Here is a 23,929-nt window from a genome sequence, read left to right as displayed (position 1 = left end):
CTGACGCCGGTAGAGTACCGACGCCAGTTTACCGCCTAGGGTCTTTTTTCAATGTCTACAAAATGGGGTCTTGACCAGACCAGTGGGCCAAGGGGTCTTTTTTGTATATATTTCACAATAATTTTTTCGACCAGATCTTCCGATATATATGTCATGATTTCGTAAAGATTTGTATTGGACTTGAATAAAAGGAGACATCAAATGAAAACACAAAACAAGGTCAAAAGGGAGTCCGTTTTATCACGTATGTCACTTCGAGTTAAGCTGCCGCTGTTCATCAGTATTCTGCTGGTCATTGCGCTGGCGGGGTCAGGTGTGGTGATGTATCTGTTCGGAGCCAAGATGCTGCTGGATAAGAGCATGGATGAAGTGAAGGCCAACGCTGACCGGATCGGTGAAAATATTTATTCCATCGTGAAGCTGGAGCAGCAGTCCACATCCATAGCTTCAAATAATAAGGTGCTTAAGGACCTGCTGATTGCTCGTACTGAGGGGACAACGGATGAAGAGTTTTTCGCGTCTGACAACAAACTTATTCCAGAAGCCAACAGCCTGCTGCAAGCTGATCTTAAGGGAAGCCTGGGCATTCAGGCGATGGTGCTTGCTGACACGAAAGGCACGGTAGTGGCTGCCAGCAATCCCGATGCGCTGCAAGGAGACCGTTCCGATCGTGATTACTTCCATGAAGCACTTAAAGGCGAGCCTGTCATCAGCGATGCGCTGATATCCAAATCGACCGGGAAATTGGGGGTTGCATTCGCACAGCCCATTAAAGGGGACGACGACCGTGTCCTGGGGGTACTGATCAGCACGATTGATACATCGATGTTTGTGGACATGCTTCAGGGCATTCAAATCAATAACGAAGGCCGGATTTTTGTCATCAGCCGTGGCGCCACTATTGTGTATGACTCCAAGGATGAATCCGTTGCCGGAAAGGTGCTGGAAGATGCAGGATATGAAAAAGCGCTGAGCTTGCAGCCCTCCAAGGAGCTCCAGACAGGCGATGTTGGAAATAAGGAAAAATACATTCGTTACTCCAAAGTTCCCGGTGCCGATTGGACAGTTTTTGTGGAAGACAGCTACAGCGATATTATCCGCCCGCTGGTGAAGCTGCTGCAGAATATTGTTTTCGTAACCATTGTCGCTGTTGCCGTTGCTGTCATTGTGGGAATTTTCCTTTCCCGCTCCATTACGCTGCCTATTGTTCGTCTTAAAGCACTTTTCCAAAAGCAGGCGGAGGGAGATCTGACCATTCGGGCGGAGGGTAACTTTAAAAGTGAATTCCGTGATCTTGCGGACAGCTTTAATTTAATGGCGGAAAATAACAGGCAGCTCATAGGACAAATGAACGGTTCGATCGAAGTGTTAAACGGCAACACCAAACAGCTGGAAGAGACCTCCAAGCAAACGGCATTGTCTATAAAAGAAACATCGATTGCCACTGCGGAGATATCCACAGCCATGGAATCCCAGTCGCAAAATACAGAGCATATGGTGGTCAAATTTACGGAGCTTGGCAACAAAATGGTCTCTATCAGCAGCAGTTCGGAAGTGATCAGGGAAAGAGCAGATTCCATCATGAATGTGTTCCACGCCAATCACGAAATTATTGAATCTCTGATTGAAGTCAACCAGAGAAACGAACAGGAAGTGGGCAACATTTCCGCCATTACTTCCATGCTTGCCGAAAGCTCCGCCCAAATTGGCAGGATCACGGGAGCTATTAATGAAATCGCAGCCCAGACCAATCTGCTGGCCTTGAATGCTTCCATTGAAGCTGCACGGGCCGGGGAGCATGGGCGCGGCTTTGCGGTGGTTGCCGATGAAATCCGCAAGCTTGCGGAGCAATCCTCTCGACAGTCAGGGGAGATCGAGGGCATTATCCGGCAAACGCTTGTTCAGGTGGAGAAAAGCAATGAGAGTGTTGGTGAAATTCAGAATATTGCCGGCATGCAGGATGAGTTCGTTGGCAAAACCAAAGATGCATTCCAGCATATCATGGACGATGTAACGGATATTGCGGGTCGGATTCAAACGATGGCACAGGAAATTACAGCCATGAACCACAGCAAGGACGAGCTGCTGGAATCGGCCCACAGCCTGTCGGCTGCCGGACAGGAGGTATCCGCATCGGCGGAAGAAGTGACAGCAACGGCGCAGGAGCAGTCGTCCATGGTGGATCAGCTGGCGGTTATGGTGGAAAGCATAGATCAGCTGACAAGCGCATTGGCCGAATCCGCCTCCCGTTTCAAGGTAGAGTGACGGTGATTGGAAATAGATGACCATACCGGTGTTCATGAAAAAGCAAGCAGATACACAGAGGAGACATCCTGAATTCTTTTCAGGGTGTTTTTTTTATATCCGGCGCGTCAAGGAATGAGAGCGAGAAATTTTGCATGATTACGAATAATTGATATCTATTTAATTTTCCTGACAATTCAAGAACTTGCAGGCCAAAACAGTGACTTAAGGACTAACGGAGGATATAATTAGATCCAAGTGTAAATTGTCGAAATTAGGCGGATAAAGGCGGTCATTCCCTTGGATGTGAATAGATTGAATAAGCTGCTGCTGGATTATAGCTATGATCCGGGGCGTATCGTTTGGGGAGAGGTGTTTCATCTGTTTCACCTTGCCAAAAAGTCAGCGCTGCCATTATATGAGCTGGACCCTTCAGGAGATATCATTTACGATCCGGCCAGGAGAATGTTTGTCGTCAGGGTTTTGGAGGTACATATACATCTAAAGGACTATGAATTGGTCGATGCTGTACTCTATCAGGGCAGTTTCCGGCCGAAGAAATAAGTATTTACAATTCCGGACAGGCTGAATACAATCTTTTAGAATAAATACGGACCTTTTTGGAGGAAAACATGAAGCATCTAATTTCATCGGAACAATTTACCGCCGAGCTTCTTCATGAATTGTTTGTTCTGGCCGACCAAATGAAAAGCCATCCAAGGGATTTTGATGACATATTAAAGCACAAGGTTGTTGCTACTCTGTTCTATGAACCCAGCACTCGCACACGCCTCTCTTTTGAATCTGCGGTACAGCGACTCGGAGCCAAATTGATCAGCACGGAAAATGCCAGGGAAATGTCCTCCGCGATTAAAGGTGAGAACATTATGGATTCCATACGGGTTGTGCAGGGATACTGCGATGCGATCATTCTTCGCCACTATGAAAATGACGCCGCCCTCAAAGCCACTGAAGTGGCAAGAGTGCCGGTCATCAATGCGGGCGGAGGCACCGGAGAGCATCCCACGCAGGCTTTGCTCGATCTATATACGATTCACAGCTTTAAGGGCAAAATTGCAGGCAGCAAGGTGGCTGTGCTCGGGGATTTGAAAAACGGACGAACCATCCATTCCCTGCTGAAAGGGCTGGCCCTGTACAGCGATATCGAGGTGTTCGGCCTGAGCCGCAAGGGGCTGGAGCTGCCTGACGAATATATTCATTATTTAAATGAGCGCGGTATAACCTACCATGCGCTCTCTTCTCTTGAGGATATCCCCGCGTCCGTCGATATGCTGTATCATACGAGAACGCAGACGGAGCGAATGAACGGAGAACAGGCAGGCTCAGGAGAGATTATCATCGACCAGGCAGCCATGAACCGCTTTTCCGATCAGTCGCTGCTCATGCATCCTCTGCCGAGAAATCAGGAGATAACGCCGGAGGTGGATTCCGATCCCCGGGCCATTTATTTCAAGCAAAGCGAGAACGGGCTGTTTATTCGGATGGCTTTGCTGTATTCACTTCTGACAGATGAAGGCAAGAAAATGCGCGAGGAAGAGTGAAATTAATTAGACGGTTACAGAGTATTCGAAAAGGAGAACAGGTGATCATGGTTTATACATGCAGAATTGAACTGAACGAGATTACTCCGAAGATTTGGCGGGAATTTCAATATCATCCGGATGTAACGTTTCATCAGCTCCACAACATCATCCAAACGGTCATGGGATGGGAAAATTATCATTTGTACCAGTTTCATGTCAATGGACAAGTTATCGGGCTGCCCGATCCGACATTTGAAGATATAGAAGGGCGCAAGGAGTTGAATGCAAGGAGAGAAATGGTTCAGAAGCATGTTAACAAGGAAAATTCCGTGTTTACATACGTCTATGATTTTGGTGATGATTGGCAGCATACGATTACGTTGATCAAAAACGATTCATCGACATCCGATCCGGCGCCCTTGTGCTTGGATGGAGCTCGCAGTTGTCCCCAGGAAGACGTGGGAGGAGTTTGGGGATATCAGCATATGCTGGAAGTCTTGCTTACTCCCAACCATCCGGAACGGGATCAGTTTATTGACTGGATCAGAGAGGGATATGATCCTGAATCTTTTTCCTGTGAGGAAGTGAACCTTGAGCTTCAAAGGCAAAAGGGCAGGCTTATTCCCAAATCACTTGTCAAGCTGTCAGAGAGCAAGAAGCCTGTGAAGCTTACGAAGTCCGTTCTGAATAAACATCTGAAACAATTAAGTAATGACCAACTGATTGATTTGGTGAAGGCTTGTTATGGCGCCAGCAAAGAAATGGAGAAGTTTCTTGCAGTAAGAATATTAGGCGACGAAGCGGTGGAATCTCTGTTTCATGAGTATCGAAAAAAGGTGGAAAACGAATTTTTCCCTGAACGCGGTCATGGGAAGTTAAAACTTCAAGAGGCGAAACAAGCGATATCGGAATTCGAAAGATTGACCGGAAATGTCAAGTACAGTCTGGAACTGAAGCTGATCTATGTTGAAAATGGAGTTGATTTTACACTAACCTATGGGGATATTGATGAACGCTTCTATAACAGCATGGTGTCCATGTATGCCGATATCATTGATATCTTGAATGAGGATGAAACAGCGGAGCTGTTCGACGAATACGAGGAGCGCATCGAAGCGATTATGTTAAAAACGGATGGGATCGGTTGGGGTTTTCATGACGTATTGACTGATCTGCACGCTCAAATACGATGGTTTTAGGCGGAGAACATTAAAACGAAATGTGTCTGTATTAATGTTTCAGGACGCAGCAGCCATTGTTACAGAGAAATCCGCCCATACATTGTCTATATATCACCAGACGGTCAGTTTATAAAAGAACATAGCAATGGCAAGATTGAGCGAATCAATGAACAGGAACTTCACCGTGAGTGATCCGAGTGCAACGATGTTTATTTTCGCAGGTAACAATGGTAGTGGAAAGAGTACGATTCGAAATCTACTTATGGCGATTTTACCGGATTGGGTGCAAATTATTGATCGCCATTTGCAAAATAAAATTATCGATCATTAATAAACAGGCAATTGTCTAATCACAGTTGTCTGTTTATTCATGAGGTCCTGAGCCATTTTCAATGACTAAGGGACTGCCTCTTTTTTTGTATATCTTCTCACTATAAAATGATCATCTTTTGATTAAATTAAACCATTTAATCATTCAACAACTGATCAAGTTGTTTAATCGGATAGATGATAGGGAGTAAATTTAAAGGATAAACAAAGAAATTGTATTGACTGTAAGCGCTTTTAATATTACTATATAATCACATGATATTCAAAAGTTAATCATAACATCACCAACAGGCAGAAACAGAAGTTCAATGAGGCCAGGTCACATCAATTTTCACGAGAGGGAGAGCGTATATGGAGCAACAAGAAATCATATGGGGAATTGCTCCCATCGGTTGGCGGAATGACGACATTCCTGAAATCGGAGCGGGCAATACGCTGCAGCATCTGCTGAGCGATATTGTCGTTGCAGGGTTCCAGGGAACGGAGGTTGGCGGCTTTTTTCCGGAGGCAGAGGTGTTGAACAAGGAGCTTCAGCTTCGCGGGCTGCGGGTGGCCGGACAATGGTTCAGCAGCTATATTATCCGGGACGGCCTGGAACGGGTGGTTGAATCTTTCCGCACTCAATGCCGGTATCTGCAGGAAGTCCGCGCGGATGTGATCGTTGTGTCCGAGCAGACTGGCAGTGTGCAGGGCTTGGAGAAGAATGTGTTCACTGACAAGCCGCATTTTACGGATGCCGAATGGGAGGCCTTGTGTCAAGGGCTGAACCAGCTGGGGATTACAGCTGAAGAATATGGCCTGAAACTGGTGTATCATCATCATCTGGGCACAGGCGTTCAGACAACTGATGAGGTTAACCGGCTGATGGCCGGAACCGATCCGGAGCATGTACATCTGCTGTACGATACTGGCCATATCTTCGTATCTGATGGTGATTACATGACATTGCTGCGCCAGCACATCGGCCGCATCAAGCATGTGCATTTCAAGGACGCCAGGCTCCAGGTCATGAATGAATGCAAAAGTGCAGGCAAATCGTTTCTTCAATCTTTCCTGAGCGGGATGTTCACGGTTCCTGGCGATGGCTGCATTGATTTTACAGAGGTTTATAATGAGCTGCTGGCCAATCATTACCGAGGGTGGATTGTCATTGAAGCCGAACAGGACCCGGCCATAGCCAATCCACTTGAATATGCGCTGATCGCCCGGAAGTATATTAACGACTCACTGCTTGTTCAAACTCCAAATCAGGAGAGAGGCGATGAAAATGCAGCAGGAAGCGTCTAAGAAATCATTTTTGACGAAGATCATCTTAATTTCAACGCTGGGCGGACTGCTGTTCGGTTATGATACCGGAGTCATTAACGGTGCGCTTCCTTTTATGTCCGCTGAAGACCAGCTGAACCTGACTTCCTTCACAGAAGGGCTTGTCGCCAGCTCGCTTCTTTTCGGTGCTGCTTTGGGCGCTGTGCTGGGAGGCCGCCTGTCGGACTACAACGGGCGCAGAAAGAACATCATGTATCTGTCCATCCTGTTTTTCTTTGCTACGGTTGGTTGTGCGCTTGCGCCAAACGTAACGGTGATGATTATTTGCCGTTTTTTGCTCGGTTTGGCCGTCGGCGGCGCTTCCGTTACCGTTCCTTCCTACCTTGCCGAAATGGCTCCCGCTGACCGGCGCGGCGGTATTGTAACGCAGAACGAGCTGATGATCGTAAGCGGTCAGCTGCTGGCCTTTGTTATCAATGCGATTCTGGGCACAACGCTGGGGGATATCAGCCATGTGTGGAGATTCATGCTGATTGTTGCGGCCGTTCCGGCAGTTTTCCTGTTCATCGGCATATTCCGTGTTCCTGAAAGCCCGCGCTGGCTGATCTCCAAGCAGAAGAACGAACAGGCCCGGGGTGTGCTTAAGAAAATCCGCAGCGAAGACCAGGCTGAAGCAGAAATGACAGAGATTCAGGCCACCGTCAGCCAGGAGAAGCAGCTGCAGAAAGCCGGCTTCAAGGATTTAGCGACTCCATGGATTCGCCGGATCATGTTCATTGGCATCGGGATTGCGGTCGTTCAACAGATCACAGGCGTAAATTCCATCATGTATTATGGAACGGAAATTTTGAAAAATGCGGGCTTTGCCACCCAGGCTGCCCTGGTCGGTAATATTGCAAACGGTGTCATTTCAGTACTGGCTACCTTTGTGGGCATCTGGCTGCTGGGCAGGGTTGGCCGCAGGGCGATGCTGATCACGGGTTTGGCTGGAACGACATCGGCACTGCTGCTGATTGCCATCCTGTCCTCGGTTCTGCAAGGGTCGCCTGTGCTGCCATACATTGTACTGGGGCTGACGGTTACTTTTCTGGCCTTTCAGCAGGGAGCCATTTCACCTGTGACCTGGCTGATGCTGTCTGAAATTTTCCCGCTGCGTCTTCGCGGTTTTGGCATGGGACTTACCGTTTTCTTTCTGTGGATGGTGAACTTTGTGATTGGATTACTGTTTCCGGTGCTGCTCGGCAGTTTCGGGCTTTCGGCAACGTTCTATGTGTTCGTCATACTGGGTGTTCTGGCCATCCTGTTCGTGAAAAACTTCCTTCCTGAAACCAAAGGATTATCCCTTGAGCAATTGGAGCAGCATTTCCGCCGTTACGGAAGCAAAGAGCAGGGTGAATCAAAGCAGGGGTATGCGACCAAAGCAGCGTCAGCAGATTAAAACATTAATTTTGAAAGCGCTACTATTAAATGAACCAGGAGGAAGATAGAGATGACTTTAAAGATCGGTGTAATTGGAACAGGAGCGATTGGACGGGAGCATATCCGCAGAATTACCAATAATCTGTCCGGAGGAAAAATCGTAGCCGTAACGGATGTGAACAGCGAAGCAGCCAAAGCGGCTGTTGAACAATTTCAATTGGACGCGGAAGTATACCCGGATGATAAAACATTGATTGCATCCGAAAATGTGGATGCCATCCTGGTAACCAGCTGGGGACCTGCTCATCAGCAAAGTGTCATGGCAGGCATTGAGGCGGGCAAATATGTGTTCTGCGAAAAACCTTTGGCAACAACCGCCGAGGGGTGCATGGAGATTGTCCAGGCAGAGGTAAAGCATGGCAGGCGTCTCGTTCAAGTCGGATTCATGCGCCGTTATGACAGCGGTTACCAGCAATTGAAGGAAGCGATCGATAATCGTTTCATCGGCGAGCCGCTTATGATTCGCTGCGCTCACCGCAACCCCGAGGTCAACGACAGTTACACCACTGACATGGCGATCACGGATACGCTCATTCATGAAATCGATGTGCTGCATTGGCTTGTGAACGATGATTATAAATCCGTACAGGTGGCTTATCCGAAGAAAACCAGGCATGCATCCAGCCATTTGCGTGACCCCCAGGTCGTTACTTTGGAGACACAGGGAGGCATCCTGATCAACGCGGAGATCTTCGTGAACTGCAAATACGGTTACGACATTCAGTGTGAAGTCATTGGAGAGGAGGGCATTGTCAAGCTGCCTGAAGTGGCAAGCTTGCAGTACCGGAAAAACGGCCAGCTCGGGACGCATATTCTGATGGATTGGAAGGACCGCTTCTTGGATGCATACGACCGTGAACTGCAGGACTTCATGGATTCCATTCGGACGACAGGCGAACCGCAGGGGCCAACAGCATGGGACGGGTACATTGCGGCTGTCACCGCGGATGCGTGCGTCAAAGCCCAGGATTCCGGACAGCACGAAGCTGTTGAGCTTGGCGAGAAGCCGGAACTGTACCGCGGCACCGTCAACCGCGGCGTACAAGTCTAATTTTTAGCCGAGTTCCGGCATGGAGCCACTTCACAAACCACAGATAGGGGAGAAACCGCATGAAGCTTTGTTTTAACCAGGCAACCACATTGAACAACTCGAACCTGGTCAAGGATTTGGAGTATTGTGAAAAGCACGGCTATGATTATATTGAAATCCGCACGATGGATAAATTGCCGGAGTATTTGCAGGAGCATTCTCTCGATGATTTGGCCGATTATTTTCGAACCCATCATATCAAACCGTTGGCCTTTAATGCCCTGGTATTCTTCAACAACCGGGATGAAGAGGGTTATCAAGAGATCATCCGTGAATTTCGGCAGATGCTCGAAATGGGCTCAAAGCTGGGCGTTAAGTACATTGTTGCCGTCCCGCTGGTCACCGAGCAGAAAATCCTCAAATCAGACATCAAAGCAAGTTGTGTGGAAGTGCTGAAGGAGCTATCGGATCTGGCGGAGCCTTATGGCATAAGGATTGCCGTGGAATTTGTGGGCCACCCGCAGTGCACGGTGAATACCTTCGGCCAGGCGTACGAGATCGTTGAAGAGGTGGCGCGCGACAATGTGGGATTGGTGCTGGATTGCTTCCATTTTTATGCGATGGGCTCGAAGCGTGAGGATCTGGAGCGGACAGACGCCTCCAAAATATTCATTCTGCATATCGACGATACCGAGGATTATCCCATTGGCTTCCTGACGGACGAAGACCGGGTGTGGCCCGGGCATGGCGTTATTGATCTGGATTTCATACTCTCAACCATTCAGCGCAAGGGTTACTCCGATGTCGTATCGGTCGAGCTTTTTCGGCCGGAGTATTACCAGCTGGATGCCGAGGAAGCGATCCGCACAGCCAAAGAAACTACACTGCAGGTCATCTCAAAACATTACAACCTGCAGTTGACTTAATACTGGGGGAAATGGAACTTAGAAGTTTGAATAGTATTTGAAAGGAATTATGGAAAAATGTAAAATCCGGGGAAGTCTGAACCGTACAGGGACTGACCCGGATTTTTGAGCTGCAGAGATGGCAAGCCTAGAGGTCTCCTGTCAGGAATTGCGCCCGCCCAACCCCGAAGCTCCAATCGGCTTGTCCGTTTTCGACAATGGATACCATGACATCTGTCGGCTCAATACCGCATTCCTGCTGCAAACGCTCAGCCAGAAGTTTGTATAAGCGTTCTTTTTGTGCTGACGTTCGTTCCTTGCTGACAATGCTGATTACGACGACCTGCTTTGTACGCGGATATCCCAAACCGGTGTCTTCAATAATCATTTCATGGGCAGGATGCTGATGCACGATTTGGTACCGGTCTGTCACGGGCACCTGAAAGGCTTCAACCATCGCGTGATGGGCGGCGTCCAGCATTTTTTTCAATTGCTCCGGGCTGCGGCCCTCGATCACATCAAAACGCAATAATGGCATTTCAATCTCCTCCTGTAATTTAGCGGTCAGGACGTTCTGACTTCGATAGAGTGGGTTTTGCAAAAAGCCTGATAATTTCCTGGAAGCGGCTCAGAGGATATAATCATGTCCACATCCTCGAGCGATGCATACGTAAGAAGCGTGGATTTGTCAAATTTACTGGGGTCTGCCAATAAAATCAGTTTTTCAGCTTTTTGGGAAACCGCTTGTTTGATTTCATATTCCAGCAAATCCGAATTGGTAAGACCATGGGTCATGCTCACACCCGTGGCCGCCATAAACGCTTTGTTGACATTGTATTTTTCCCAAGCGCGTGGGCCGTCCATACCGACAAACGATTTGGTCTTCTGCTTAAAGGTATTGCCGATCACCAGCAGGTTCACATTGGCCAACCCGGCGGCTCCATTAATAATATCAAGACTGTTTGTCAGGATCGTCAGCGGAATGCTGTGTGGTAAAAAGTCGGCCATGTGACGGGTGGTTGTGCCTGAATCGATAAATACGAGGTCGTTTTCTTCGATGCAGGAGGCGGCGATGCGTGCGATGCCGTACTTCTCGGACGAATGTTTGCTGCCCCGGTTCTCGAACGGGATGAGTTCTGTTGCAGAGGTGACGCCACCATACACCTTCTCAATGGAACCCTTGCTGAGAATCTCGTTGATATCTCTCCTGATCGTATTTTTGGATACATCGAATTTCAGACACAGCTCATCCAGCGTGACGTTTTTGCGGGAGTGGATATATTGTTCGATATCCTGCAGACGTCTCGTTTTCATAAGGCATTCTCCTGTTAAATTTAATAATTTAAATATAATTTATAACCAAGACTTTATCAACACTTTATTTAAAATGCCCAAAAACATGCCAAAACAAACGATCGTATCCATACATGCCTGCAGTTCCGCAGTCCGTCTCCTTAGCGGTACAAATTGCTTGGGACATTGACGAAGCCATTTCCATTCCCTTTCGAGAAAGATTGATAACATTTACCCTTTTATAAGACTTGACGGCTAAAATCTTATTGGATATCATAAAAACATAACCAAAATATAATCAAAACCGTCCTTTTTTGTAACATCCGTTCCTAACAATAAGCTGCGAGAGGGGCTTGGCTATGTCAACTGTAGTGAAAACAACAGCAAGAAAACTGAAGAATTACATTGGCGGCAAATGGGTGGAGAGCCGGACAGACAATTATGAAGACGTTTACAATCCGGCAACGAAAGAGCTGATCTGTCAGGTTCCCATTTCAACCAAAGAGGATATTGAGCACGCGGCTCGGGTCGCCAAGGAAGCGTTTGATAAGTGGAAAAAGGTGGCCGTTCCAAGACGCGCGCGCATCCTGTTCAACTATCAGCAGCTGCTGATGAAGCATAAGGATGAATTGGCTCGCTTGATCACGATTGAGAATGGCAAAAGCTTAAACGAAGCATTGGGCGAGGTACAGCGCGGAATCGAGAATGTCGAGTTTGCGGCAGGCACACCTTCCCTGATGATGGGGGATTCGCTTTCTTCCATTGCCACAGACGTGGAGGCAGCAAACTACCGCTATCCCATTGGGGTTGTTGGCGGGATTGCTCCCTTTAATTTCCCGATGATGGTGCCATGCTGGATGTTCCCGATGGCCATTTCCCTGGGCAACTCCTTCATATTAAAGCCTTCCGAGCGGACACCGCTCCTGACGGAGAAGCTTGCCGAACTCTTCACCGAAGCGGGCCTGCCGGATGGCGTGTTCAACATCGTATACGGGGCGCATGATGTGGTGAACGGCATTTTGGAACACCCAGATATTAAAGCGATTTCATTTGTGGGATCGAAGCCTGTTGGCGAGTATGTGTATAAAAAAGGCAGCGAGCATTTAAAGCGGGTTCAGGCGCTGACGGGCGCGAAGAACCACACGATAGTACTGAATGACGCGAATCTGGATGACACGGTCACCAATGTGGTATCTGCAGCCTTCGGTTCAGCCGGCGAGCGGTGCATGGCCTGTGCAGTGGTTACGGTGGAAGAGGGGATTGCCGATGAGTTTATCGCCCGTCTCAAGGAGAAAGCGCAAAGTATCAAAATCGGAAACGGCTTGGACGACGGCGTGTTCCTGGGGCCGGTGATCCGCGAAGAGAACAAGGAGCGGACCATCCGCTACATCGAGAAGGGCATCGAAGAGGGAGCCAGACTGTTGATTGATGGACGTGATCAGATGCCGGAGGACGGTTATTTTATCGGCCCTACAATCTTTGAAGGTGTGACAACGGATATGACCATTTGGAAGGATGAAATTTTCGCGCCGGTATTATCGGTGATCAGGGTCAAAGACCTGAAAGAGGCCGTTGAAATTGCCAATCAATCGGAATTCGCCAATGGTGCGTGCCTGTTTACAACAAACGCTCATGCCATCCGTTATTTCCGAGAAAATATCGATGCAGGCATGCTGGGCATCAATCTGGGCGTACCGGCACCGATGGCATTCTTTCCGTTCTCGGGCTGGAAATCGTCATTTTACGGAACATTGCATGCCAACGGCAAAGACAGCGTAGATTTCTACACCCGCAAAAAAGTGGTAACCGCACGTTACACAGAACCTGCATTCGAATAAACGAGGAGGAATCATTCGTGGCCAGTCATCTGCTGCGCAAACCGGCTCAAGCTCAAGAAGGCGATGTCACAATTATCCATAACCTGCTGCCCCGGGACACCCGGCTGGAATATGTCGGCTTTAAAATGATTGATTTGAAGCCGGGGGGACGTTATGAAGAGACGCTGCAGGATCAGGAATGCTGTATCGTAGCGTTGACAGGCAAGATTAGCGTAACCGAAGGCGAACAGACCTTCAAGGAAATCGGGACAAGAGAGAGTGTGTTCGAGAAAAAGCCGACGGATAGTGTGTTTGTTTCCGGCGGCAAGCTGTTCGGGATCGAAGCGGTAACAAGCGCAACAGTCGCCCTTTGTTACGCTCCTTTCCTGGAACCGCTTCCGACCAGATGGATCAAGGCCGGTGATGTGGGTGTGGAGCAGCGTGGAAAATATCAGAACAAACGGATGGTGCACAACATTCTGCCTGACAGTGATCCCACGGCAAGCAGCCTGCTCGTCGTGGAAGTGTACACCGAAGGAGGGAACTTCTCCAGTTACCCGCCGCACAAGCATGATCAGGATCGCCTGCCGGATGAGTCGTTTCTTGAGGAAACCTACTACCATGAAATGGATCCAGGCTCGGGGTTTGTTTTTCAAAGAGTATATACCGATGACCGCAGGCTGGATGAGACGATGGCCGTGGAGCACAGGGATGTGGTGCTCGTTCCGGCTGGATACCACCCCGTGGGTGTGCCGGACGGATATACCTCTTACTATTTGAATGTCATGGCAGGGCCCAAGAGAATATGGAAATTCCACAACGATCCGGATCATGAGTGGATTTTGGAGCGTCAATAACCTAAAGGAGCTGGGAGACCATGAGCGGTGGAGCAAGCGCGGAAAAAAAGTTTGATTTAATTGCAATTGGAAGGGCCTGTATTGACCTGAATGCCGTGGAATATAACCGGCCGATGGAAGAAACGATGACGTTCTCCAAGTACGTTGGCGGTTCTCCCGCCAATATTGCCATTGGCGGTGCGCGGCTGGGGCTCAAGGCGGGGTTTATCGGCAAAATTGCGGACGATCAGCATGGCCGCTTTATCCGCAATTATATGAAAGAGGCGGGCATTGATACTTCACAGCTGAAGGTGGATCTTGAAGGACACAAGACCGGTCTGGCCTTTACGGAGATTAAAAGTCCGGAGGAGTGCAGCATTCTGATGTACCGTGACCAAGCAGCGGACCTGTATCTTCGGCCGGAGGAAGTGGATGAGGAATATATCAAACAGACGGGAATATTGCTCGTGTCGGGCACAGCCCTTGCGCAAAGTCCGTCCAGGGAGGCTGTATTGAAAGCTGTGCAGCTGGCCAAGCGCAACGGAGTTCAAGTTGTATTCGAGCTGGACTACCGCCCATATACGTGGAAGTCCACTGAAGAAACCGCCGTATACTACTCGCTGGTGGCGGAGCAATCCGATATTGTGATTGGCACGCGCGATGAATACGATATGCTGGAAAACCGGGAAGGCGGCTCAAACGAGGAGACGATCCGCTACTTGTTCAGTCACCGGCCCGAAATCGTGGTGATCAAGCACGGTGTTGAAGGCTCTTATGCATACACCAGATCCGGCGGTGTATTCCGGGCGCAGGCGTACAAAACAAAGGTGCTCAAAACGTTCGGTGCCGGCGACTCATATGCTTCAGCGTTCCTGTATGCCATCATTCGCGGCAAGGATATCGAAACCGCGCTGAAGTATGGCAGCGCTTCCGCTTCTATTGTTGTCAGCAAGCACAGCTCATCGGAAGCCATGCCAACCGTGGAGGAGATTGAATCATTAATGGCCAATCAGCCTGTCATCCATTCCTGAATCAAGATAACACTTCAATCCAAAGGTGGAGTTGTTCATGGGCAATAAAATCAGACTGACCACAGCACAAGCACTGATCAAGTTTCTTAATCAGCAGTATATTCACGTTGACGGCCGCGAGACCCTGTTTGTGGAGGGGATATTCACGATATTCGGTCACGGTAACGTGCTTGGCATTGGGCAGGCCTTGGAACAGGATGCCGGCCATTTGAAGGTATTTCAGGGCAAGAATGAACAAGGCATGGCGCATGCGGCCATTGCATACAGCAAAGAAAAGCTGCGGCAGAAAATTTATGCGGTCTCTACCTCGTCAGGTCCGGGATCGGCCAACCTGGTAACGGCGGCGGGCACGGCGCTGGCCAATAACCTTCCTGTTCTGTTCCTGCCTGCGGATACGTATGCAACAAGGCAGCCTGATCCGGTTCTGCAGCAGATTGAGCAGGAATACAGTACGGCCGTTACGACGAACGATGCACTGAAGCCGGTTTCCCGCTACTGGGACCGGGTTACCCGGCCGGAACAGCTGATGAGCAGCCTGATCCGGGCTTTCGAGGTGTTGACCGATCCGGCCAAGAGCGGCCCGGTCACGATCTGCATTTCCCAGGATGTCGAAGGGGAGGCCTTTGATTTCGAAGAAGCGTTCTTTCAGAAGCGTGTCCATTATGTAGATCGTCTGCAGCCGAGCGAAAGGGAACTGGCGGCCGCGGAGCAGCTGATCCGCAGCAGCCGGAAGCCGCTCATCCTTGTGGGAGGCGGTGTTAAATACTCGGAAGCGGGTGAGGAACTCAAGGCCTTCTCGGAAAAATACGGGATTCCGCTGGTGGAGACGCAGGCCGGCAAATCGGCGGTGGAAAGCACGTTTGTCAATAATTTGGGGGGCATGGGCGTTACAGGGACACTGGCTGCGAACAAGGCGGCCCGTCTGGCGGATCTGGTCATCGGCATTGGTACCCGCTATACCGATTTCGCCACCTCATCGAAGACTGCCTTCGACTTTGACCGCACGAAATTCCTGAATATTAACGTCAGCCGGATGCAGACTTATAAGCTGGATGGCCTGCAGGTTGTGGCGGATGCCAAAGCCGCGCTGGGCAAGCTGCATGACCGCCTGGAGGGTTACAGCAGCGAGTTTGGTCCGCTCATTCCGGAACTGCGTGAGGAATGGAATGCTGAGCGTGAACGGTTGAGCCGGATTGAATTTAAACGTTCGGGTTTTGTGCCTGAAATCAAAAAGCAGTTCACACAGGAGACCATGAACGAATATGCGGACGCCCTTGGAACGGAGCTGACGCAGACGACAGCGTTAGTTGCAATCAATGACACCATCGACAAGGACAGCATCATTATCTCCTCCGCCGGCTCGCTTCCAGGCGACTTGCAGCGTCTCTGGCATGCTGATGTGCCGAATACGTACCATCTGGAGTATGGCTACTCCTGTATGGGTTACGAGGTATCGGGAGCACTGGGCATCAAGCTCGCCCATCCGGATCGGGAGGTCTACTCCATCGTTGGCGACGGCAGCTTCCTGATGCTGCACTCCGAGCTGGTCACCGCTATTCAATATGGTCAGAAGATCAACATCCTGCTCTTTGACAACTCGGGTTTTGGCTGTATTAACAATTTGCAAATGGACCATGGCTCCGGCAGCTATTACTGTGAGTTCAGAACGGAAGACAACCGCATTATGAATATCGACTATGCCAAAGTGGCAGAAGCTTATGGAGCCAAGGTCTATCGTGCCCATACCGCCAGAGAGCTCAAGGAGGCCCTGCAGAATGCGAGGGAGCAAACAACCTCTACGCTGATCGATATGAAGGTGCTGCCAAAGACGATGACCGACGGATATGACAGCTGGTGGAATCTCGGGGTCGCTGAAGTGTCGAACAGGGAGAGCACTCAGAGGGCTTATCAACACAAAGTGGAGATGCTAAAAAAATCCAAGCAGTACTAATAGGTGAATAATTATTTGCATGGGGAGAGGAATAAGCATGAAGCTGGCGTACGATCCGACACATTTCAGAGATTCACTGTCACTGGAAGAAATGATCTTCAAGGTAGCCGATCTGGGCTATGAATACATTGAGCTGTCCCCGCGGGATGATTTCTGTCCATTCTATAAGTATCCGAAGGTCGACAAACAGAAGATCAAGCAGGTCAAGAAATGGATGAGCGAAGCGGGGGTGAAATTCTCCTCCCTGCTGCCGCTGTATCACTGGGCAGGCCCGGATGAAGAGAGAAGACAGGCGGCGGTACGCAACTGGAAGCGGGCGATTGAGATCGCCGTTGAACTGGACATTGATCTGATGAACAGTGAATTCAGCGGTTCCAAATACGAGCCATTCATTTGTGAAGAGAAGTTTGTGAAATCCATGGACGAGCTGATTCCGGTATTTGAAAAGGAAGGGATACGCCTGAATCTGCAGGCTCATCCGTATGATTTTATCGAGACAAACACAGGAGCCATTGATATGATCCGCGCGCTTGATCGTCCATGGATCAAGCTGGTGTATTCCGTTGCTCATACCTTCTTCTATGATGACGGCGTGGGCGATATAGCCAAAATGCTGGATGATGCGGGAGACCTGCTGGATCATGTGCTGTTCGCGGATACCTTTAACCATAAAGCGGCTTACGGGTTGCGCTACATCGTCAATCCGCCGGATGCCCAGGTAACGGTACATCAGCATCTGAATATCGGTGAAGGCGACGTAGATTTTGATACACTGTTCCGTAAGCTGCGTGAGATGAAATTCGACGGAATTGCAACCAATGCCGTATTTGCATACAGCGATAAAGCGGAAGAGTCGAGTGCCATCATGCTGAAGAAGATGAAGGAAGGGTTAGGCCTCAGCTAGAAGCGAAGATCAGGGATGGAGGTGTTGGGCATGCCCTTGGTATCCATGAAAGAAATGCTGCTGCAGGCCAAGCGGGAACAATACGCAGTCGGCCAATTCAATGTGAACGGGCTGTCCTGGGTTCATGCGATTCTGGATGCGGCGCAACAGGAGGAAGCGCCGGTCATTGTGGCGGCATCGGACCGGCTGATTGATTTTCTCGGGGGATACCGGACCGTTGCTGCAATGGTGAATGTGCTGCTGGAGGAAAAGAACATCCAGGTACCGGTGGCGCTGCACCTGGACCACGGCAAAACAGTAGAAAATTGCCTGCGGGCGATTGATGCGGGTTTCTCTTCCGTCATGTTCGACGGCTCTCACGGGCCGATCGAGGACAACATCAGAGATACGAAAAAAGTAACGGCATATGCCGCGAGCCGCGGCGTATCCGTGGAAGCCGAGGTGGGAACCGTTGGCGGTATGGAAGATGGCTTGATCGGCGGGATTCAGTATGCGGATCTGAACGAATGCATCCGGATTGTGGAAGAGACGGGAATTGACGCTCTTGCCGCTGCCCTGGGCTCCGTGCACGGCAAATATGCGGGCGAACCCAAGCTTGGCTTCACGGAGATGGAGGCGATTTCCCGAGCTGTTGGCATTCCGCTGGTGCTTCACGGGGCTTCCGGTATTCCGCTCCATCAATTGAAGAGGGCGATTGAGCTCGGTCATGCCAAAATTAATATCAACACCGAATGTGTCACCGCCTGGTCACTGCAGCTGCGAAAAACACTGGCGGAGAACTTGGAGATCACGGAGCCGAGACTCATCCTGACGCCTGCCAGGGAGGCGATCCGCGAGACCGTCCGCACCAAGATTCGCCAGTTTGGCTCCAGCGGCAAAGCTGCCAGTCTGCAAAACAAATAGAAGTTTAACGAAAAAGCGGCACAGCCCCGATATACTCTTGACGAGTTGGCGGGGTTGTGCCGCTTTCTTTGCTGCATGAATCAAGGCGTTACAATCGTAATGCCGTTTTCCGAAGCGTACTGCAGATAGCTGCTGTTCGGTACACTGTTTGTAATGAGGTAATCAATATCACTGAGAGCACAGTAGGTTGTGAGCGCATATTTGTCGAATTTGCTGTCATCAATCATTAAATAAACGTTTAAGCTTTTCTCTACCACCGTACTCTTGAGATCTGTTTCCAGTGGCGACGAGTTAGTCACACCATTCGTAAGGGAGATTCCGGTAGAAGCGACAAATGCTTTATTGATGTTATATTTTTTTAACAATTCGATGCTCTGAAAGCCTACAAAAGAATTGGTTTTGCGTTCCAGCATACCTCCGGTAGAAAAGATGGTCAGCGATGGGTAAGCTTTGGCTTCGTGAATAAAGTCAAAATTATTTGTAATCACTGTAAGCTGTTTGTCGTGTACATAAGGAAGAAGCTCCAACGTTGTTGTTCCGGAATCAACAAAGATCACATCCCCGTCCTCCACGAATTGGGAGGCAAGTTTGCCGATTTCCTGTTTTTTGGTCAGGTTTTGATCCCTTCGTTCATTGAAAACAACAAGAGTTGAATGATTTACGGAAACTCCCCCATATACTTTTTTTAAAATCCCTGATTCAACCAAAGGCTGTATGTCTCTGCGTATTGTATTCATGGAAACGCCAAATTTTTCAACAAGCTCCTCCAATGACACAGACTCATGTTCGAATACATATTCTTTAATCTGGTTAATGCGCTGCGATTTGATCATTTTTTGATTCTCCTAGTGATAAATTCAGTGAAACTCCTGATCAAGTATTAGTTAATTTTATTGTAAGCGAGAACAAGAAAAAAATCTAGAACAGACCCTCGGTACCTTGTTTTGGACAAAAGAAAAATTTTACTTTTTTCTAATACGTACAGGCACGGATGGGCAGGGGCCCACATACAATGAACAGACCGCAAAATGATACGAAAGGCCGGTATCATGCAAAAATTCAGGAGGTGTCATCCGTGCCCGGACTGTTTACTGCAATTGCCTTGTTTATCAAAGAACTGACGCTGCTTGTGTCGTATGTCAAAAACAATGCGTTTCCCCAGCCGCTCAGCGAGCAGGAAGAAGCCAAGCATTTAAAGCTGATGGCCGAGGGCAACGCATACTCCCGTAATATGCTGATCGAGCATAATCTGCGCTTAGTGGCACATATCGTCAAAAAATTCGATAACACCGGCGAAGACCTGGAGGATCTGATCTCCATCGGCACCATCGGGCTCATCAAGGCCATCGAAAGCTTCCAGACCGGCAAAGGCACCAAGTTGGCAACATTTGCGGCCAGGTGTATCGAAAACGAAATCCTCATGCACTTGCGTTCCCTCAAGAAAACCCGCAAGGACGTCTCCTTGCATGATCCTATAGGGACTGACAAAGAAGGCAATGAAATCACACTGATCGATATCCTCGGCTCGGAGGATGATGATGTGGTGAATACCGTGCAGCTTAAAATAGAGAAGAGTAAAATCTACCGCAACCTGGATATTTTAGATGACCGCGAGAAGGAAGTGGTGATCGGGCGCTTCGGCCTGGAGACGGGTGGCGAGGAACGGACCCAGCGCGAAATCGCCAAGGAGCTGGGCATCAGCCGCAGCTATGTGTCGCGGATCGAGAAGCGTGCGCTAATGAAGCTTTATCATGAGTTTTATAAGCAGAAGGGGTAAAGAAGAGTCGTTCGTCATATTGACAAGGAACATGCATATAGAACATTAAAGGCTATTGTTAGTCTCTAAATAGATAAGTGAAACACTCGCTTTTTATCATTAAGAAAGCGGGTGTTTTTTTGTTTCTTTTTCGAATCCCTGTTTAAGGCGTTGTGTTAACTGTTTAGGGTTATTTGACCGATACATAATAACATAATCTAATTGTTCTTGAACTAGTGAAAGATGTCGGAGGGATGGCTGTGAAGATTTGGATGCTTATAACAACTGATAAGTGCCTGAAAATAGATACACATACTCTAGAGGAATACGACGATAAAATCAGGGCTTACGTGAAGGGAGAGAAAAAAGAATGGGAACCTGTTCATATGGTCACCAAAAGAAAAGGAACAAAGAGTGATTGTGCCAAGTTTATATTTGGAGAGGCAGTCTTTAATAAAAAAGCAGTGGATTTTTTACAGCCATTGATTGAGGGCCAAGTGGAGTTTCTGCCCTTAACTCATGAAGAGCATGAACTGTTTTTTGTAAATGTAACCAGCAGACAAGATTTTGTGGACATGAGCAATCCCGTGCAGCATAAAATTTCTATTGGTTTCTTCTCTGAGTATATACATATTTTTCCTGATAAGATTGATCCAAATATACATATATTCAGAATTCCACAACATCATAGTTCACGTGTGTATGTATCTGATACATTTAAGTCAGAAGTTGAAAAACACAAATTGAAAGGTTTTGACTTTGTCCTAATCTGGGATACGGAAAATCTTGAAGAAATGAGAAAAGCCAAATTAAAACGATATGATAAATATCATGAAAGAATATCATCCCGACCACAGTTATCTTTTACCGATGCACTGCAAAAAGTTGAGCAGGAAGGTAATCTCATTCGAAGAGACGATAAAATCTTTATAAACCGTAATAGCAGATTATTATATGGTAATGTTAATGAAGATGAGTCAATTGAGTGGGGAGAACTTGTGTACATTCCGCCACTTTTTTTCGACTTGGAATGGATTGTATATGAGGAGAATAACGTAGAATTGGCAATACGAGAGTACCTGGCAGAGCTATCCTTTGACGTGAATGGGCCTAGGGGGAAACCGGTTCATATTCCAGATGAAAAATTAGAAACCTACTTTCGAAGGGAACTACAGATTTATAAGGAGGAACTAACTGACCTTCATCTAAAAAAGCTGCTGCATGTACGTCTGAACAAAAATGAGGGACCATTTAATTCATTAAAAGGTATTGAAGCAGCCGTAAATCTAAGGGGGCTTAGCATTTTGGATACCCCCAATTTTAATCTCAATGAGTTGTATTATGTAACTGAAAAAATAGGAAGTTTATCGCTAAGTGGCTGTAATTTATATGATATATCATACTTAGAGGAATTAAAGTTCCCACACTTAATTCAAATATATCTTTATGACAATCGTCTCAGTAATTTGTCACCACTTTCGAACTTCACAGGGTTAAGAAGTATTCATGTATCCAATAATTGGATAGAGGATATTAGCTCATTAAATCAGCTTTCTTCGCTGGATTATCTTCACATCGCTAATAATCCTATAAGGAACATAAGTGATTTAAAGCTGCCTAATCTTACGTATTTGTATATGGAAAATATTCAATCTGAGGATTGGAGTGGACTATTAAATAATTTTCCTTCATTGAAATACCTCCAGGTTTCTGATGAAGGGATGACAGAAGCTAACCGTAAAACAATAAGAGAAGTCATCAAGAAGAAATTTTGTACCGTGTCATGGAAAAAGGCTTCGGATGGGCTGTACCGAACTTACAATCCTAAATTCTCGGAATAATCAGATCAGGTGCTAAGAGGCTGCTAGAACCTAGAGATTTCTAAGCTCATGCAACTAAAATTTTTCCAATAAGATAAGAGCAAATTAATAAACCGGATCGTACAACGGGCGTCTGTTTTTTTAGACCAATTGATTGAAATAGAATGACTCCGGAATTACTGATGTCGATTATGAACTATTCTCAATCTATAATGTGAATTGGATGGTGGGTACTGAATGGTCTCTTAAACATCGTTTCGTGTCCATATCGTCAAAAAATTCGATAACACCGGTGAAGACCTGGAGGATCTGATCTCCATCGGCACCATCGGGCTCATCAAGGCCATCGAAAGCTTCCAGACCGGCAAAGGCACCAAGTTGGCAACATTTGCGGCCAGGTGTATCGAAAACGAAATCCTCATGCACTTGCGTTCCCTCAAGAAAACTCGCAAGGATGTCTCCTTGCATGATCAGATAGGGACTGACAAAGAAGGCAATGAAATAAGGTTTTTCAGCTTTTCTTGAAACCTCATATACAAAATGGATTACTTTCATAATTCTTCTGGCTCATCCATGAACCATGAAATGTAGGAGCATTTTTGACAAACCAATATGGTTGCATTGCGGTTGGCCCAGTCAAGTCCTAAGAAAGTAGCTCCTCTTGAATTTAGTTGTCGATAGTCTTTCTCGAAGGTATCGTTCCTGCAACATGGACAAAAAATTTTAGTGTTATTTATGTGAAATTCCATAAGAATCACCCTTTCCATTTTTTTATTATTACGTGCTGACCCAATAGTTGGTTTCTTAGTAACATCACGGCCCCGAGAAGTGGTTTTGGAGTATGTACTTTGGTTAAGAATCAGTTTTGATAAAACATAAAAAAAGCGGCGAACTAAGATAGTGGAAATCACTCTTTGTTTGCCGCTTTTTTAACTAATGTTTCCCATTGGTTCAATCGGTAAAACTTAATCTTAACTTTTATCTTTTCCGATTTTCTCTGGGAGATTTTTTGCGTGTATGACTTCTGTGCATTGTATTTTTCATACTGCTGCGCTTTTTATTTGTACTTAATATACCGACACCTGGCGCACCATATCCGAGACCGGGGAAATAACCTAATCCCGAACCTGGACCTCCAAAGCCAAGACCTGGTGCAAAGCCCACTCCCGAACCGGGGAGACCCACCCCTAAACCAAAACCTGGCGCACCATATCCGAGACCGGGGAAATAACCCAATCCTGAGCCAGGACCTCCAAAACCAAGGCCTGGAGCAAAGCCCACTCCCGAGCCAGGGAGACCAATAGCTTTTACTCGAGCTTTTTTTCGAGCCATTTTTCTCACTCACCTTTTATTTATTTTCCAAAGGAGATAAGACGCAGCGCTGTGGGCTTATTTTTAAGATGGATAGAAGCCAGAGATAGAATGATGAAGCTTTCGAAAGTGAAACTGCAGTCTCTGGTATCTGAATACGCTGTTTAGTCCCTCCTTTCAGATGGATGGTATAATTTATGTACAATTTGGAGCAATCGGACTAGGTTAGCGTATCAATTTTTATAGGCAATTGAGAAACAAAGCTTTTCCAATAGGAACAATCAGCCGGGTGATCGATTAGCTTTGCATGTCTGTAACTGTTTGTGTG

General features: G+C 47.7%; 20 protein-coding genes and 1 pseudogene. 17 read left to right on the top strand and 4 right to left on the bottom strand.

Translation table 11 applies throughout. The features are described 5' to 3' along the window. Positions 1–201 precede the first annotated feature (201 nt). The 8 genes from ACE5KN_RS29955 (at position 202) to iolI (ending at position 10,000) form a co-directional block, all read left to right on the top strand. Complete coding sequence (locus tag ACE5KN_RS29955) at positions 202–2,265, top strand: methyl-accepting chemotaxis protein (protein WP_375528844.1); 2,064 nt, start codon at positions 202–204, stop codon at positions 2,263–2,265. A 285-nt stretch (positions 2,266–2,550) separates the two neighbouring features. Beyond that, positions 2,551–2,808 carry a hypothetical protein gene (locus tag ACE5KN_RS29950; protein ID WP_375528843.1) on the top strand — a complete coding sequence of 86 codons (258 nt, stop codon included), beginning with the start codon at positions 2,551–2,553 and terminating at the stop codon, positions 2,806–2,808. A gap of 68 nt (positions 2,809–2,876) precedes the next feature. Next, positions 2,877–3,806, top strand: coding sequence for an aspartate carbamoyltransferase (gene pyrB, locus ACE5KN_RS29945; protein WP_375528842.1), 930 nt, complete (start codon positions 2,877–2,879; stop codon positions 3,804–3,806). A gap of 47 nt (positions 3,807–3,853) precedes the next feature. Next, a complete protein-coding gene (locus ACE5KN_RS29940) occupies positions 3,854–4,987 on the top strand; it encodes a DUF6155 family protein (protein ID WP_375528841.1) in 1,134 nt (377 codons plus the stop codon). Positions 4,988–5,650: 663 nt separating this feature from the next. Next, positions 5,651–6,586 carry a myo-inosose-2 dehydratase gene (gene iolE, locus ACE5KN_RS29935; RefSeq protein WP_375528840.1) on the top strand — a complete coding sequence of 312 codons (936 nt, stop codon included), beginning with the start codon at positions 5,651–5,653 and terminating at the stop codon, positions 6,584–6,586. Beyond that, positions 6,567–8,003 carry a sugar porter family MFS transporter gene (locus tag ACE5KN_RS29930; RefSeq protein ID WP_375528845.1) on the top strand — a complete coding sequence of 479 codons (1,437 nt, stop codon included), beginning with the start codon at positions 6,567–6,569 and terminating at the stop codon, positions 8,001–8,003. The genes iolE and ACE5KN_RS29930 overlap by 20 nt, the downstream gene beginning before the upstream one ends. 51 nt (positions 8,004–8,054) lie before the next feature. Then, the gene (iolG, locus tag ACE5KN_RS29925; protein ID WP_375528839.1) at positions 8,055–9,095 is read left to right on the top strand and encodes a bifunctional inositol 2-dehydrogenase/D-chiro-inositol 1-dehydrogenase; all 1,041 of its coding nucleotides are present in this window, start codon (positions 8,055–8,057) and stop codon (positions 9,093–9,095) included. 59 nt (positions 9,096–9,154) lie between these two features. Next, positions 9,155–10,000: a 2-keto-myo-inositol isomerase gene (iolI, locus tag ACE5KN_RS29920; RefSeq protein ID WP_375528838.1), complete on the top strand. Its 846-nt coding sequence runs from the start codon at positions 9,155–9,157 to the stop codon at positions 9,998–10,000. Positions 10,001–10,127: 127 nt separating this feature from the next. On the opposite strand, the gene ACE5KN_RS29915 is transcribed toward iolI, so the two are convergent. Both ACE5KN_RS29915 and ACE5KN_RS29910 read right to left on the bottom strand, forming a co-directional pair. Continuing rightward, a complete protein-coding gene (locus ACE5KN_RS29915; RefSeq protein WP_375528837.1) occupies positions 10,128–10,517 on the bottom strand; it encodes a tautomerase family protein in 390 nt (129 codons plus the stop codon). Positions 10,518–10,543: 26 nt separating this feature from the next. Beyond that, positions 10,544–11,293: a DeoR/GlpR family DNA-binding transcription regulator gene (locus tag ACE5KN_RS29910; RefSeq protein ID WP_375528836.1), complete on the bottom strand. Its 750-nt coding sequence runs from the start codon at positions 11,291–11,293 to the stop codon at positions 10,544–10,546. Between the two features lie 338 nt (positions 11,294–11,631). Here ACE5KN_RS29910 and iolA point away from each other — a divergent pair, with 338 nt between their 5' ends. From iolA to fba, 6 genes are read left to right on the top strand one after another with little or no spacing between them, the layout of a single operon-like run. After that, positions 11,632–13,110: a methylmalonate-semialdehyde dehydrogenase gene (gene iolA, locus ACE5KN_RS29905; protein WP_375528835.1), complete on the top strand. Its 1,479-nt coding sequence runs from the start codon at positions 11,632–11,634 to the stop codon at positions 13,108–13,110. A 17-nt stretch (positions 13,111–13,127) separates the two neighbouring features. Next, on the top strand, positions 13,128–13,946 hold the full coding sequence (gene iolB / locus ACE5KN_RS29900) for a 5-deoxy-glucuronate isomerase (protein WP_375528834.1): 819 nt from the start codon (positions 13,128–13,130) through the stop codon (positions 13,944–13,946). A gap of 20 nt (positions 13,947–13,966) precedes the next feature. Then, the gene (gene iolC / locus ACE5KN_RS29895) at positions 13,967–14,956 is read left to right on the top strand and encodes a 5-dehydro-2-deoxygluconokinase (protein WP_375528833.1); all 990 of its coding nucleotides are present in this window, start codon (positions 13,967–13,969) and stop codon (positions 14,954–14,956) included. 37 nt (positions 14,957–14,993) lie between these two features. After that, complete coding sequence (gene iolD / locus ACE5KN_RS29890; RefSeq protein WP_375528832.1) at positions 14,994–16,907, top strand: 3D-(3,5/4)-trihydroxycyclohexane-1,2-dione acylhydrolase (decyclizing); 1,914 nt, start codon at positions 14,994–14,996, stop codon at positions 16,905–16,907. Between the two features lie 37 nt (positions 16,908–16,944). Further along, positions 16,945–17,811 (top strand): sugar phosphate isomerase/epimerase family protein, encoded by an 867-nt coding sequence (locus tag ACE5KN_RS29885; protein ID WP_375528831.1) that lies wholly within the window; start codon positions 16,945–16,947, stop codon positions 17,809–17,811. A 30-nt stretch (positions 17,812–17,841) separates the two neighbouring features. Next, the gene (fba, locus tag ACE5KN_RS29880) at positions 17,842–18,714 is read left to right on the top strand and encodes a class II fructose-1,6-bisphosphate aldolase (protein ID WP_375528830.1); all 873 of its coding nucleotides are present in this window, start codon (positions 17,842–17,844) and stop codon (positions 18,712–18,714) included. 80 nt (positions 18,715–18,794) lie between these two features. Here fba and ACE5KN_RS29875 read toward each other — a convergent pair whose 3' ends face one another. Beyond that, positions 18,795–19,547, bottom strand: coding sequence for a DeoR/GlpR family DNA-binding transcription regulator (locus ACE5KN_RS29875; RefSeq protein ID WP_375528829.1), 753 nt, complete (start codon positions 19,545–19,547; stop codon positions 18,795–18,797). 242 nt (positions 19,548–19,789) lie between these two features. On the opposite strand from ACE5KN_RS29875, the gene sigK reads away from it, so the two are divergent. The 3 genes and pseudogenes from sigK to ACE5KN_RS29860 form a co-directional block, all read left to right on the top strand. After that, positions 19,790–20,491, top strand: coding sequence for an RNA polymerase sporulation sigma factor SigK (gene sigK, locus ACE5KN_RS29870; RefSeq protein WP_375533315.1), 702 nt, complete (start codon positions 19,790–19,792; stop codon positions 20,489–20,491). Between the two features lie 239 nt (positions 20,492–20,730). After that, entirely contained in the window at positions 20,731–22,311 is a 1,581-nt protein-coding gene (locus ACE5KN_RS29865) for a leucine-rich repeat domain-containing protein (RefSeq protein WP_375528908.1), read from the top strand. Between the two features lie 246 nt (positions 22,312–22,557). After that, a pseudogene (locus ACE5KN_RS29860) lies at positions 22,558–22,794 on the top strand (sigma factor); the annotation flags it as partial. 474 nt (positions 22,795–23,268) lie between these two features. On the opposite strand, the gene ACE5KN_RS29855 reads toward ACE5KN_RS29860, so the two are convergent. Continuing rightward, positions 23,269–23,622: a hypothetical protein gene (locus ACE5KN_RS29855; RefSeq protein ID WP_375528722.1), complete on the bottom strand. Its 354-nt coding sequence runs from the start codon at positions 23,620–23,622 to the stop codon at positions 23,269–23,271. Positions 23,623–23,929 lie beyond the last annotated feature (307 nt).

The sequence above is a fragment of the Paenibacillus terreus genome (genome assembly GCF_042138595.1).
Taxonomy (GTDB): Bacteria; Bacillota; Bacilli; order Paenibacillales; family Paenibacillaceae; genus Paenibacillus; species Paenibacillus terreus.
The sequence above is the reverse complement of the archived record's forward strand: the minus strand, read 5'-3'. Positions and strand labels throughout refer to the sequence as shown.

Excerpts from the sequence above, each read along its gene's own strand:
- ACE5KN_RS29955 (WP_375528844.1), top strand. The coding sequence starts at position 202 with ATGAAAACACAAAACAAGGTCAAAAGGGAGTCCGTTTTATCACGTATG.
- pyrB (WP_375528842.1), top strand. The coding sequence starts at position 2,877 with ATGAAGCATCTAATTTCATCGGAACAATTTACCGCCGAGCTTCTTCAT.
- ACE5KN_RS29940 (WP_375528841.1), top strand. The coding sequence starts at position 3,854 with ATGGTTTATACATGCAGAATTGAACTGAACGAGATTACTCCGAAGATT.
- iolE (WP_375528840.1), top strand. The coding sequence starts at position 5,651 with ATGGAGCAACAAGAAATCATATGGGGAATTGCTCCCATCGGTTGGCGG.
- ACE5KN_RS29930 (WP_375528845.1), top strand. The coding sequence starts at position 6,567 with ATGCAGCAGGAAGCGTCTAAGAAATCATTTTTGACGAAGATCATCTTA.
- iolG (WP_375528839.1), top strand. The coding sequence starts at position 8,055 with ATGACTTTAAAGATCGGTGTAATTGGAACAGGAGCGATTGGACGGGAG.
- iolI (WP_375528838.1), top strand. The coding sequence starts at position 9,155 with ATGAAGCTTTGTTTTAACCAGGCAACCACATTGAACAACTCGAACCTG.
- ACE5KN_RS29915 (WP_375528837.1), bottom strand. The coding sequence starts at position 10,517 with ATGCCATTATTGCGTTTTGATGTGATCGAGGGCCGCAGCCCGGAGCAA.
- ACE5KN_RS29910 (WP_375528836.1), bottom strand. The coding sequence starts at position 11,293 with ATGAAAACGAGACGTCTGCAGGATATCGAACAATATATCCACTCCCGC.
- iolA (WP_375528835.1), top strand. The coding sequence starts at position 11,632 with ATGTCAACTGTAGTGAAAACAACAGCAAGAAAACTGAAGAATTACATT.
- iolC (WP_375528833.1), top strand. The coding sequence starts at position 13,967 with ATGAGCGGTGGAGCAAGCGCGGAAAAAAAGTTTGATTTAATTGCAATT.
- iolD (WP_375528832.1), top strand. The coding sequence starts at position 14,994 with ATGGGCAATAAAATCAGACTGACCACAGCACAAGCACTGATCAAGTTT.
- ACE5KN_RS29885 (WP_375528831.1), top strand. The coding sequence starts at position 16,945 with ATGAAGCTGGCGTACGATCCGACACATTTCAGAGATTCACTGTCACTG.
- fba (WP_375528830.1), top strand. The coding sequence starts at position 17,842 with ATGCCCTTGGTATCCATGAAAGAAATGCTGCTGCAGGCCAAGCGGGAA.
- ACE5KN_RS29875 (WP_375528829.1), bottom strand. The coding sequence starts at position 19,547 with ATGATCAAATCGCAGCGCATTAACCAGATTAAAGAATATGTATTCGAA.
- ACE5KN_RS29855 (WP_375528722.1), bottom strand. The coding sequence starts at position 23,622 with ATGGCTCGAAAAAAAGCTCGAGTAAAAGCTATTGGTCTCCCTGGCTCG.